This is a genomic window from Dyadobacter koreensis (assembly GCF_900108855.1).
Taxonomy (GTDB): domain Bacteria; phylum Bacteroidota; class Bacteroidia; order Cytophagales; family Spirosomataceae; genus Dyadobacter; species Dyadobacter koreensis.
Map to the genome: position 1 here is coordinate 560555 of NZ_FNXY01000001.1, position 12927 is coordinate 573481.

The 12927-nt window shown below is 43.4% G+C and carries 11 protein-coding genes; 6 read left to right on the forward strand and 5 right to left on the reverse strand.

What is annotated here, in order from left to right; all coding sequences use genetic code 11:
• Positions 1-271: 271 nt before the first annotated feature.
• Positions 272-562, forward strand: a complete 291-nt coding sequence (locus tag BMY70_RS02295; protein ID WP_090331538.1) for a hypothetical protein — start codon at positions 272-274, stop codon at positions 560-562.
• Between the two features lie 475 nt (positions 563-1037).
• Here the strand turns inward: BMY70_RS02295 and BMY70_RS02305 are convergent, their stop codons facing one another.
• The 3 genes from BMY70_RS02305 to BMY70_RS02315 form a co-directional block, all read right to left on the reverse strand.
• Entirely contained in the window at positions 1038-2291 is a 1254-nt protein-coding gene (locus tag BMY70_RS02305) for an alkaline phosphatase family protein (protein ID WP_090331541.1), read from the reverse strand.
• A gap of 71 nt (positions 2292-2362) precedes the next feature.
• Positions 2363-4162, reverse strand: a complete 1800-nt coding sequence (locus BMY70_RS02310) for a RagB/SusD family nutrient uptake outer membrane protein (RefSeq protein WP_090331543.1) — start codon at positions 4160-4162, stop codon at positions 2363-2365.
• Positions 4163-4180: 18 nt separating this feature from the next.
• The gene (locus BMY70_RS02315) at positions 4181-7459 is read right to left on the reverse strand and encodes a SusC/RagA family TonB-linked outer membrane protein (RefSeq protein ID WP_090331545.1); all 3279 of its coding nucleotides are present in this window, start codon (positions 7457-7459) and stop codon (positions 4181-4183) included.
• A 215-nt stretch (positions 7460-7674) separates the two neighbouring features.
• Between BMY70_RS02315 and BMY70_RS02320 the strand changes: the two genes are divergently transcribed.
• Positions 7675-8268 carry a TetR family transcriptional regulator gene (locus BMY70_RS02320; protein ID WP_090331547.1) on the forward strand — a complete coding sequence of 198 codons (594 nt, stop codon included), beginning with the start codon at positions 7675-7677 and terminating at the stop codon, positions 8266-8268.
• Positions 8269-8439: 171 nt separating this feature from the next.
• Complete coding sequence (locus tag BMY70_RS02325) at positions 8440-8694, forward strand: CBU_0592 family membrane protein (RefSeq protein WP_090331549.1); 255 nt, start codon at positions 8440-8442, stop codon at positions 8692-8694.
• Between the two features lie 220 nt (positions 8695-8914).
• On the opposite strand, the gene BMY70_RS02330 is transcribed toward BMY70_RS02325, so the two are convergent.
• Complete coding sequence (locus BMY70_RS02330) at positions 8915-9499, reverse strand: DUF4142 domain-containing protein (protein WP_090331551.1); 585 nt, start codon at positions 9497-9499, stop codon at positions 8915-8917.
• A gap of 49 nt (positions 9500-9548) precedes the next feature.
• The gene (locus BMY70_RS30775; RefSeq protein ID WP_177196938.1) at positions 9549-9686 is read right to left on the reverse strand and encodes a hypothetical protein; all 138 of its coding nucleotides are present in this window, start codon (positions 9684-9686) and stop codon (positions 9549-9551) included.
• Positions 9687-9865: 179 nt separating this feature from the next.
• Between BMY70_RS30775 and BMY70_RS02335 the strand changes: the two genes are divergently transcribed.
• The 3 genes from BMY70_RS02335 to BMY70_RS02345 all read left to right on the forward strand — a co-directional run bounded on the left by BMY70_RS02335 (position 9866) and on the right by BMY70_RS02345 (position 12871).
• Positions 9866-10744: an AraC family transcriptional regulator gene (locus tag BMY70_RS02335; RefSeq protein ID WP_090331553.1), complete on the forward strand. Its 879-nt coding sequence runs from the start codon at positions 9866-9868 to the stop codon at positions 10742-10744.
• A gap of 46 nt (positions 10745-10790) precedes the next feature.
• Positions 10791-11987: an FAD-dependent monooxygenase gene (locus BMY70_RS02340; protein WP_090331555.1), complete on the forward strand. Its 1197-nt coding sequence runs from the start codon at positions 10791-10793 to the stop codon at positions 11985-11987.
• A 269-nt stretch (positions 11988-12256) separates the two neighbouring features.
• Positions 12257-12871 carry a response regulator transcription factor gene (locus BMY70_RS02345; protein WP_090331558.1) on the forward strand — a complete coding sequence of 205 codons (615 nt, stop codon included), beginning with the start codon at positions 12257-12259 and terminating at the stop codon, positions 12869-12871.
• Positions 12872-12927 lie beyond the last annotated feature (56 nt).

Sequence of the window (12927 nt, forward strand, 5' to 3'; positions counted from 1 at the left end):
TTTTAATTCCGCAATGATCTTTCAATCTTTTGCTTTAAACGAAGACAAACTGAATTAATAATTTCGTGCCAGCCTGTAGCAGCTTGGCGGCACATCGTTTTAATAATCACAAGATGCTCCAAAAGATAGTTAAAATCATGATTGACAGCTATATAAATTACCTGCCGCTCTTATAATAACTATTGCAAAAAAACAGCCGATCAAGTATCTTAACACAGCCATTAACCCTAACGCCCATGAACCTACATGTAAGACTACGGCAGTCACTGCAATGGAGCTTCTTTACGGTTGCCTTTATCAGAAGTCACTTCATGGTGATCTTTGCCCTTGGATTGACCGCTGCTGTGGGGAGAATATTCAGCTCCGGGCATTTGGCGCTATCAGCGCCCAGACCAATTTTTTGCTGGAAATAATGATTGAAACTACCAGAATCGGGCTTGTACTTTATGTTTTGGGGATGGCCAATATCAAAAGTGGCTTTATCAGGATATCTAATCTGTTAAAACATAAAGGTGAGCGCAGAAAATACGGGCGAATTGCAAATTCAAAAATTGCTTCATGAATGGTTATCGATCCTTGCCAACTTCGTGGTGTTTTCATTACCTGCTTACGTATCCAATTTATTGATTGATCACATCGCCTACGAAACATGTCTTTTCATTACCCTAACATCGCGTCATCTTTTTTCTGACCAAAGTTCGGTATGGGCTATCATTTTGTTTTTCAAAAATATTTCCGTGATCCCTTTCACGTTGGTGTTTCAAACTTTGTTCGTTCTATGGCTTGCGGACCTTCTTCCCAAAGCTAAATCTGCTTCATAATCAGGGTGACAAACGCATATTTATTATTCATCTGCGACTGTCAATAGGAAGTAAATCATTTTGCGGCAATCCTCATTGTCAGCCCGGTTAATCCGGCCGAAGAATTGAAGTGAAATACCGTTAAAGCTTTCCTTTATCATTTGCATTTGATAGAGCGGCGACAAACTTTTACCCACGACACTTTGCATGCCGCCCTATTGCAATCTTCGGTTGAGATCAATCCACAATCCAGCGGTTCAATGTGTTGTATTTCCCCTCCAAAACAATCTTGTAAAACCCTTTAGGCAGCTTACTGATATCAATCACGGCTTTTCCGTCGGTGACCCGCGCCTGGCTCATGAGCATATAACGGTCATTCCCTCCGGTTTCAAACTGATTGGTTACTGCGAGCCATATTTTTACATTTCCATCCGAATTCTGAGCAGTCCAGCTTAAATCGATTTTTCCATCTCCCTTTTTTGCGGTCATTTCTGCAAGAGAAATTTTGCCCGTCAAAGGGATGCCGTCCAACTCAAAGAACTGCTCCTTGGGAATTTTAAGTTCGAGATGACGGGCCATTGTTGGCAGAATATCGACAATCGAAGGTATCTGTTTGCGAGCAGCCGATTTGGTAAAGTACTCATTCAAATCACGTGCATTGGTCACGATCCAGGTACTGCGCTCGGCATCAGATTGTCCGCCGTGATTTTTTCCGGCAGGCTCTCCCCTGCCGTGATCAGTCGTGATGAAAATCTGCCAGTTTTCCCCGTGCTTTGTTTCTCTTTCCTTTACCGACTTCCAGAGCTGGCCCATTTGCGCGTCCATCCTTCTGATCGCTGAGTAAAATGGGTCACTGTTTCCGTAGCGGTGACCCATATCATCGGTAAATTCCAGATACACCCACGACAGATCCGGTCCTTCGTTTCTAATATATTCAGCCGCCTCATCGACAACCGTCCCATCAATTTTACTTATATATTCAGCATTTTTATCGTGAGGAAAATTGATGGTATCCAGCTCAAAGCCATCGAAGAAATAATCCATTTTCATGTTTCCAGTCTGGGGTAGGTCCGTCCCGATCAGTTTGGTACGGTTATCAAGCCAGGTAGAAAAAATGGCCGTTCGTTTTGCAGGATATGTTTCACGGAAAAACCTGAATATCGTCCAGTAATGATAGTTGGGTTTTTTAATATTGTTATCCCATACATTATGCTTGTTGACCCACGTACCTGTCAACAAGCTGTTATAACCAACCGCAGAAATGGTTGGCGTTTGAGAATAAGTTTTCTTCTCGCCTCCCACATATGCGCGGCTCATACCACCAGCTTTCGCAATCGCATCCAGGTTTGGAGTCTGCACTTTTTTCAGCTGCTCATATGATATACCATCTACGATGACAAAAAGCACTTTATTTTTGCTGTTTTGTGCGGTCGCGACGGATCCAAAAGCAAAAAGTAAAATCAGGGAAAATACTGTTCGGTTCAAAGCCATTTGATTATTTTTAATTCGCAATAAATTTAATTTGTATTTCAGGATAACCCAAAAGAGCTATCCTGAAACGATTACCAGCCAAAAATTTGTTTCAAATTTGGATTCAGTGTCACCTGCGACTGAGGAACCGGTCTGTAATAAAATTTAGGTTCCTGGAAAGTGCCCCTTTCCGCGTCTGTCACAACCGTTCCGCTACTTCCATTTTTCAGAAAAAAAGATGCATCACTGCCAACGGGACCAACACGGTAGTATACCAGTTTTTTGCCCAGTGCATTGGATTCTTTGTCAGCCTCCGCGGGAATCGCCGACGAAACGCCGATCAGTTTAATGTCAGCCACAGCGTCACCGGTCAGATCATAATTTCCAAGTCCTGGGAAATAAAGTCCCTCCGGCTCTTTTTCAATCAGCTTTCCGGAATTCCACCGCATCAGATCATCAAAACGGAAACCTTCCATGGCCAGCTCTACGCGTCTTTCCCGCCGGATTTCAAGTAAAACGCCCAGACTGTTTGCTGTTACAGCCGGATATTGTGCTTTTAAAACCGCGTCTACGGCAGCACCCAAACCTAAGGTTGGCATCCCGGCACGGGTTCTTATTTTATTAACCGAAAGATCCAGATCCGGCTGCGTTAGCTCACCGAGCTCGGCGCGTGCCTCGGCATACGTGAGCAGTACTTCCGCGTACCGAAGCACCGGCGTATCAAGGCTGTTGGCCACAGCCACATCCTTTTCATTAACAAAACCCTTTAACTGATGATAACCGGACTGGTTTTTCGCAAACTGCTGAACGTAAATACCGGCCCCTTGCGAATAAGTTGTCGCGTTTACAAGTTCCCATCCCGGGTAAGCAAAGGTCTGATACAAACGCGGATCTCTGTCTTTGAACTCGTCTATGAAAAGTTTCGTCTCATAACCAGCCTGGTTGGTATAAGGCGTACCATCTTTCATCAGGTAGGTCTGCAATAGATCTCTGGCAGGACTGGCCTCGTAATTTCCAAACATAAAAGCTCCCCACCAGCCGCTGTTGATTTTATCCTGCTCGTTGAACACACCCAGAATTATTTCCGGATTTGCTTCCAGCTTCGTATCGTTGAACAGCGCAGCATAATCCTGCAAAGGTCTTCCAGTGCTGTGGATAGAATAATCTCCGCTGTCGATAATTTTCTTGGCTGCATCCCTTGCGATTTGTAAAAAGCCGTTGGCTGTGCTTTGTAAAGAAAGCTCGCTATGGTATTTTCTGTATGTCCCCTCATAGAGCGCGTGCCTTGCCTGATAGCTCAGAACGGCAGCTTTATTTACTGCGCCTGACCGGTTATCGTCCCTTACGTGCTGCGCAGCAAAAGCATAGTCTTCGAATATTTTGCCAACTACAAAAGCCCTGCTTTCCTGAGGCTTGCTTAGCGACTCATCATTGGTCGCCAAAACGTGATCATACCAGGGCACATCCGAATACCGCTTTACTTTTTCCATATAAAAACGGGCGCGGAAAAAACGGGCAAGACCTTCATAATGATTCAGCGACTCCTCGCTGATTTTCGCTTTACGGAAATTATCCAGGAAAAAGTTGATATCACGCAGCGCCACCCAGTCCCAGCCTGCGTTGATTGTGGACGCAGAGGGACTTCCAACCATCATCGCTTTAATTTCTGTGGCCCCGGTCGTGGCTGCATTGTCCGTAGATGCATCGTTAACATAAATGCCTGTACCCGGAAAATTGTACAGTCCATTCATGTAGGTTTCCAGATCCTGCTCGCTGTTGAAATAGTTGTCCTTGGAAATTTCCGTCTGCGGCACACGGTCCAGAAAATCGTCATTACAGCCAGAAACGCTTATCATGCCGGCTGCCAGCAGCATTTGAATATATTTTTTCATTGTCAGATCCTGATTAAATTAAAACTGGATTTCAAGCCCGAAAGAGAATTTTCTCTGGAACGGATAGGCATATCCCCAGCCGCTCTCCGTACTTTTCGAAGGGTCTACCTTATCGACATTATCGGTAATTGATTCGGGATCAAAATACTTTTTAACCTTCGATAGCTCCGTCAAATTCTCGCCGCTGGCATAGATACGCAGCCGGGAAATCTTGACTTTTTCCAGCATCGCCGACGGGAATGTATAACCTACCGTCAGGTTTTTCAGTCTCAGATAGGCACCGCTGAGCAGATACCGTGTCTGTGGAATGGCAAGTCCCTGCGACTGGTCAATTCGCTCTCCCAAATTTCTGTCGGCCAGCCAGGATTGTAAAACCGGAAACTTCGCATCAGTATTCGCGTCGGCAAGACCTGCATTGATATAAGACTGGGAGTGCTGTGCGCGCTGCACATCGCTGTCAGGTGCTCCCCTGTAAAAATCAAGTAAATGCGCGTAACCACCTGCATAGGGCTGCTGATAGGAACCCCAGTAAAGATAATTAAGCGGGTAATAATCCATTTTCCCAATGCCCTGAAAGAACGCGCGGATATCAAAACCATTCCATTCTGCACCCAGATTTAGACCAAAACGAAGCCTTGGGGTTACGTTGCCAATTTTGGAAAGGTCTTTTGGCGCGCCAACAGTTGTCCCTTTCTCAATTTTTCCATTGCCATCCAGATCCTGATATTTGGGCCATCCTGGTACGATCGAGAGCGCTCCCCAGGGGATAATCTGGGTTTGATCCAGTTTATTGATTTCTTCCTGCGACTGAAACAATCCATCGCTTTTCAGCCCCCACATTTCGCCAAGCTCCATGCCTTTGTAATACTGGGTCAAATTGCGGTTGGGATTATCAAAATCAGTGATGTAAGAACGGCTGTCTCCCAGTGTGAATTTACTGTTGAACCGCAGATTCTTTCCACCCACATTGAAATCATCATCATATCCGACCGAAAGTTCCCACCCTTTTGTTTTTAAGTCCGCGGCATTTTCTTTCGGTTCAACCGCTCCGAGCACATCCGGCAGGTCCCGGCCCTGGGTAAGCATGCCTTTTGTAGCCCGCTGATAATAATCGAACGAGGCAGAAATTCTATGCTGAAAAAAGCCCAGATCAGCGCCAATATTGGCGGAAGAAACTTTTTCCCATGTATAATTGGGAGATACCAAAGGCGCAGATGTTACGATCTGAGGAACATTGCCGTCGATGATATATCTGCCACGCTCGGTGCCCATTGTCGCGATATATCCATACTCATTGACAAACTGATTACCCAAAAGGCCATAGGATCCGCGGACCTTGAAATGATTGACGATTTTGGAGAACGGCTTCCAGAACTTTTCTCCATCCACTTTCCATGCTGCTGAGGCCGATGGGAAAAAACCAAAGCGTTTGTCTTTTGGAAATTTGGAAGATCCATCATAGCGACCGTTAAATTCGACAATGTATTTTTCCTTATAAATGTAATTCAAACGGTAAAACGCGCCGCGGATCGCCCATTCACGGATCCCTTCATTGACAAGAGCCTCGCCGGTTGCAAGTCCGATGCTAGGAAGCGATGAAGAAATTACACCCGCTTTCTGGGCAGTAAAGAACTCTGCACGGTTTGATTCCTGATTATAACCTGTAACTGCATTCAGATTATGAAATCCAAGAGTCTTATTAAACGTTGCATACGCATTAAAGACCGAATAGTTAATGTTATCTGCTCTGCGGTAAGCGATGTTATTACCCTCTTCACGGATATCATCCGGACCGTAACCAATTCTTATTTTCGACTGATTTTCGCTTAAATTGATATTTTCTCTTCTGGCTGTGAAATCACTATTAAATTTGAGCATATTGTCAAAAAAAGACATCTCTGCATTAAAAGTTGTCTGAAACATATTGTTCTTTTTTAAATAGCGTCCGCCTTCGGTAAGCTGCGCTCCGACTCTTCCCACGTCCGTATTCGCCCAGGTACCGTCAGGGTTTTTATCTACCGAAGTGGGAAATAAATCATACAACCTTTGGATCGAAAGTTGCCGGGGTTTGGACCTGTCTGTCAACGCTATGGAGGTGTTGTTACCAATCGAGAGCCACTTGAAAGGCTGCAAATTAACCTTGCCCCGGGTTGTGTAACGATCAAATTTGTCTTCGGCAATCCTGAGCGCTCCGTTTTGCGAATCATAGGCGCCCGACACGTAATAACTCGCCTTACCCGATTTGCCTGCGAGCGAAACATTATGCCGCTGTGAAAGCGTGAAATTATCCAGAAAATATTTAGTCCAGTCGGTATTTCCCATGTATTCATAAAGCGAATTATCCAATGGATTCAGACGGATCGGATCGGTTCCTGACGGATTATCAGAGCGCTGCCTGGCCCATTCATACTGACTTGCCGTATAGTTGACATTGTCCCATGGCGTGTTGTCGGTCGATGTTTCCAACAAACGCATGTATATATACGGATCGATGATCTTATCCGGAAGTACCGTAGGTTTGCCAAACGAAAAGTTGTTTGAATAATTAATACTCATTTTTTCCTTCGTTCCTGTTTTTGTTGTGATCAGTATCACTCCGTAAGCAGCACGCGCTCCGTAAATAGCAGCCGAAGAAGCATCCTTTAAAACCGAAATACTTTTAATATCCGACGGAGCAATAAAATTAAGTTCTGCCGCATCCATCGGAACATTATCCACCAGAATCAGCGGATTCCCCCCATTGATCGAAGTAAAACCACGGATGTTTATGTTCGGAGCCTGACCTGGCTCCCCACTTACAAAGTCTATATTCAAATTCGGAACAGCGCCCTGCAAACCCTGCGCTACATTTTGGATTGGCCTTGCTTCGAGCAGCTTGGCATCTACAACATCCACAGCTCCGGAAAGATTTTCCTTTTTCTGGGCGCCGTAACCCACCACGACAACCTCCTGCAAGTTGGCCGCATCCAGTTCTAGTGTGATGTCCAAAACGGCTTTTTTCCCAACTGTGGCTTCCTGCGGTTTATAACCGATGAAAGAAAAAACCAGAACGGCATCAGGGGTAATACTTTTGAGCAAATATTTTCCTTCACCATCCGAAACTGTTCCCTGCTGGGTTCCTTTCACCAGCACACTTACACCGGGTAACGGGCCACTGCCGTCAGCAGATGTTACGATTCCCTTCACATCAGCCTGCGCAAGGGACTGAAAAGACAGACCAGCCAGCAAACTCGTCAGCAGCAAAAAAAAGCAGCCGGACCATCGCCTTTTAAATAAGTTTGATAGATTTTGTGCCATAGAGATGACGTGTTTAAAATGAAGAATGTGGCCGTAACCGACCATTGTTTAAGTTTCGCAAAATTGCTGATTCAATAGCACATACAGTTTAAGCCAATGTTAAGAATTTGTCAATAAATTGATTGAACATTCATTCAATAAAAATCATTTATCAGGATATTCTACTCAAACTATTTTTCTTTTGTATTATCGCAGGTTCAAATTCAAACGCAAACATGGGAAGAAAGAGTCTCAAGGAAGTTCGTCAGCAGGAAATCATACTTGCATTTTATAAACTTGCCAAAAAAGAAGGCATAGAAAATACCTCGATAGCCAAAATCGCAAAAGCCATGGATGTGAATCCGAGCCTGATTATCCATTACTTTCAGACGAAAGAAGAATTAAGTTATGCGCTGATTGAATTCATCCTGGACCGTTATACGCCGATTTTTGAAGTAACCAACAAAAGCGCTAAAACCGCACGAGAGATCCTGCTTGCGGTAATTGATAATTTATTTTCAAAACAATGGAACAAACTTTTCGACGACGGACTTTTTTATAGTTGTTATGCACTCTCATTCCGAGATGAAAAAATAAAAAACCGATACCACTCGCTGCTCTCCAGCCTGCGAGCCAAACTTACCGAAATCATTGAAGCGGCAAACCAGGACGGAAGTCTTTCGATTGAAAGACCCAGCGAGTGCGCAGATCTTATTTTCATCATTTTGGACGGTGCCTATTTCTATCTAAGCCTGAGCAAAGATCCAATTCTTACAAAAAGTAAACTCGCCCTTTACAAAGAAAAAGCGCTCAAAGTTCTCGAGATTTAAATCTTTTGCCAGAATGATTCGTTATTGGGCTGACGCTCGCTTTGCCTGGGCGGTTTAAAGAAGAAACAAGTCAGCAAACCGGAGCAAAATGCCTTTTCTATGATCTGTATTTTGCCGGGCGAACAAATTTTCTATTACATTTCCCACCGTTATTAAAGAACCTGCACCGCTATGAGCGATAGTCTGATTGAATTTGCCGGATGGATTGGCGTGGTATCTTATCTGATCGCGTATTTACTTCTGACGCTTCGGATTCTTCATGCTGACAAATTACCGTATCAGGCTTTAAATGTGATCGGGGCGGCAGGACTGATTATTAGCTCAGTTCATACCCATGATCAGCAGAGCATTATCGTAAACGTTGTCTGGCTGCTGATCGGGCTTGGAGCCATGGTAAAGATTTTCTGGCCTACGCGTACCTTCTGATAAAAAAGTACGGATATCTACTGTATAAAAAACACCCTGCTATGGAAACGGCGAAACAAAAAGTTACCTGAAAGATTTATGAGCCGGTCGGTAGCAAATTCTTTACCAGATGGGCCTTCGCTAAACTTGCCGCTCAGCCGTTAGTGAAAAAGAAGCTCTGAACACAAAAAAGCTGACGGTCACAATCTGTGACCGCCAGCCTCTAAAATACGATTTTTGTTTACATGGCCTTATCAAGACTTTTTACATGTTCTTCATGCGCCTTAATCACAGGTAATGTCTTATCGATGAAAGCTTTCAGTTCTGAATCTTTCACATCCTTCTGCCCATCCTCAAAAAGTTTCACCGTTTGGTTGTGGTCTTTCTTCATCTGTGCGATATAGGCTTTGTCAAAATCACTTCCACTTTTTCCGCCAAGATCCGCAGCTTCTTTTTGTTTTTCTTCATTTGGCGCGGAAGGAAGCGTGATATTTTTGGAACTCGCCAGCGTTTTGAGCTCGTCATTTGCTTTCGAGTGATCTTTTATCATCTGTTTTGCAAACTCTTTTACCTTAGGATTGGTAGCTTTCTGTTCTGCGATTTTGCTTAATGCAACTTCTGCCAGTCCGCCATTTGCCGCCTCTACTGCGAACTTCGCGTCCTGTTCAAGGGCAGCAGATGCAGAATCCGAACCAGCATTCTCAGCAACTGCCTCGTTGGTGCTGTCCGCAAACTCAGTTGTTTCTGTTGTTTCGTTCGATTTTGACCCACAGCTCCATAGAATCGAGATGGTAGCCAGTGTCATGAATGTTGATGCAATTCTCATTTTAGAATTATTTAAGTGGTGATAAAATTAATTTAGCCGTTCATACCGACTAAGTATCCTGATAAGTATCAAAAAGTATGCCTACCCCAATCACTTTCAGGGATAACAAATCCAAATTTGCAGGTATACAGTCCTCATCCAGCGCATGTTTTACGCTTAAAACTGCTCTTGCGAGTCGCATTGACATTAACCAGATTTTTTAAGCTGTTACTTGCAAGATTATCTGTGAAGATACTTACCAGTTGATTTAAATCTTTTTAGTGGAATGAAACACAAACCGCTTTTTGTCCACCAATTACCGTATTGAGTCGGACAAACCACGTTAAATATTACTTTACCTTTGGCTGGTTATAAGTTCGAAGATTGATGATCAGGGAAAAATTACATTTGTTTGAATTGGCTGCGAGCCATTATGGGTTGATCATTTCCCCAATGCTTGCATCTTATGTTCCTTTGGATAATGTGCCGACAGCCTTTGATTTGCACCGAAACGATTCCTATGGTATTTTCCTTTTGAAATCCGGTGAAGTAAAAATGCTTGTGGAAGGATATGAAGCGGTTATGGAGGGCTCATCTCTACTTTTGGTTCAGCCCGGGCAGGTGCATCAGTGTGTTGAATCCATTAATGTTTCCGGATGGGTCATGTTCGTTGATGCAAAAAATATAGACACCAAGGTACGTGCCATCACCGAGCAGTCTGTTGAAGCAATTGCCTTATTTGAATTAAACAGCGATGAGTTATTGTTTACAGACCAATTGCTTAATGCCATTTATCAGGCATCGGAGGATAGAACACCAGGACCTTTTCAAATGCAGATGCTACATGCATTGATAAACGGGCTTTTTTACCAGGCCGCCCATATGCATCTGAAACGGGAGTCAACCACTGAAAGTACTGACACGCGGCCTGCCCAGATCGTCCAGGAATTTAAGAGCCTGATCAAAGTTCATTTTAAAAATTTAAAAAGGCCGGCGGCATACGCAGGGTTACTCCACCTTTCAGTAAGCCATTTAAACGATACCATTAAATCACGTACCGGTTACTCTGCTACCTACCTTTTGCAACAGGAGATCATCGGCGATGCCCAGAAGCAATTGATATATTCGGCAAAAACAGTCAAAGAAATCGCATATAATCTGGGCTACGTTGATTATAAATATTTTATACGACTGTTTACCAAAATTGTTGGACAATCTCCCTCAGTTTTCCGGAACACCAGAAAATCTATTCTCGGAAATAAATAAACCTTTATCCAAAAGATTCATACAAACTAAAATAAATCAATCCGTTATGAAAGAGAACAAGATTCTAATTACCGGTGGAAGTATCGCCGGACCGACAATGGCTTACTGGCTAAACCGTTACGGGTTTAAGGTAACTGTTGTTGAACGGGCACCTGAACTCAGGTTGGGTGGACAAAATATTGACGTGAAAGGTCCTGCACAGCAAATTGCCCGCAAAATGGGTATTGAAAACGTCATTCGTGACAAAAACACGACCGAAACCGGATTACGCTTTGTTACTGTTGCTAATGATACCGTGGCTGAATTCCCAAAAGAAGATACGCTAAGCATGACCCAAGAACTGGAAATCCTTCGCGGTGATCTTGTACAAATTCTCTATGACAAAACAAAAAGCAATGTAGATTACCGTTTTAATGAGCATATCACTAAACTGACACAATTACAGGCCGGCGTCGAGGTTACCTTTGCAAGCGGAACGACTGAACAATTTGATTTGGTAATCGTGGCAGAGGGGATCGGTTCACAAACGCGCAAGCTTGCATTGAGCCATCAACCTGAATTTAAATATTTAGGATTACATACCGCTTACCTCACTATCGCTAAAGGGCCAACAGATAGTAGCTGGGCGCGGTGGTGTAACGCCGAAAAAGGCATCGTTTTCTTATTGCGTCCTGATAACTATGGCTTGACAAGGGCCTCGATCACATTTACCGCCAGGGAGAATGAGTATAAAGGATTGTCTTTTGAAGAGCAAAAATCAGTGCTGATTGATCGTATCAAAGGAAGCGGTTGGGAATCAGAAAGACTGATCATCGAAATTCAAAAAACTAAAGACCTGTATTTCGACAGGATCAGCCAGGTCAAAGCACCTAGTTGGAGCGAGGGCCGGGTTGCCCTGGTGGGTGATGCTGCCTATTGTGCGACGCCCATCGCTGGCAAAGGGACTGATCTGGCCATGGCAGGTGCTTACATTCTCGCCGGAGAACTATCTACTGCTACAACGCATCAGGAAGCATTTGAGGCATATGAACGTAAAATGCGCCCATATGTCGAAAAATGTCAAAAATTACCTCCCGGTATACCAGGACTGGTATATCCACAATCAAAATTGGGGGTCGGCATTTTGAACGGCTTTGTGTCGTTGGTAGGAAGCAAAGCTGCCAAAAGCTTAATGGGACTTTTTAGCCATGGGAATAAAGTGCCCAAACAGGAAATAAACCTTCCCGATTACGTAGACAAGTAATATCTTTAATTCCCCTAGCTTAAAAATATGATCACGATTTTGCTTTCAAACAGTATCCAAAAGGCACGTGCGGCCCATCGCGCATTAAGTACTATTCTACCTATCAAGGAACTTTAACTGTAAAATCGGTTCGATTAATTCATACTTTCCGGAGATGACAGCTCCGGATTAAGTATGTTCTGAAAGTACAAAATCGCCAAATGAATACATTTCATGGTTTTAGTTATTAATGTAACCAGATATGTACATTGCTATGTATCTTTGTCATTATGAGAAAGAAAATATTAATTGTCGAAGATCAAGTCATCGTTCAAATGGGCTTGGAAATTCTGCTTGAAGAATCCTTCCATAGTTATCAAATCGAAATAGCTTCCAGTTTCTTCGAAGCGCTGGATTACCTGAACAAAGAAGAAGTTAGCCTTATAATCCTTGATATTAATATTCCAGGCAGCGAAAACAGTAAGATGCTGGAAAAATTCAGAAACATACAACCTTCTGTGAAGATTTTAGTATTTACCGGATTGCAGCAGGAAATTTATGCGGAACATTATATTAACGCAGGCGCAAATGGCTTTGTATCCAAAATTGATGATGAGAGGCAGCTCATCACGGCTATTAATAAAATACTTGCTCAAGAAAATCATTCTCATCAATTAGGTATAGAAAATAAGGCGGCAAAAGATCTCTTCTCAGAACTATCCAGCCGTGAGCAGCAGGTTGTGCATTTGTTAATTCAGGGCAAATACACGAAGGAAATCGCTGTTACCCTGGATTTGAAAGTGTCTACTGTAAGCACTTACAAATCAAGAATTTTCGAAAAACTCCAGGTTGAAAATGTCATTGAACTAATTAAAAAGGTCGATATCTATAAAGATCTTCAGTAATCAGCTTTGGAATTTAAATTTGGCCATCACGCCAACTGGCAATTGATGGCCTCCCA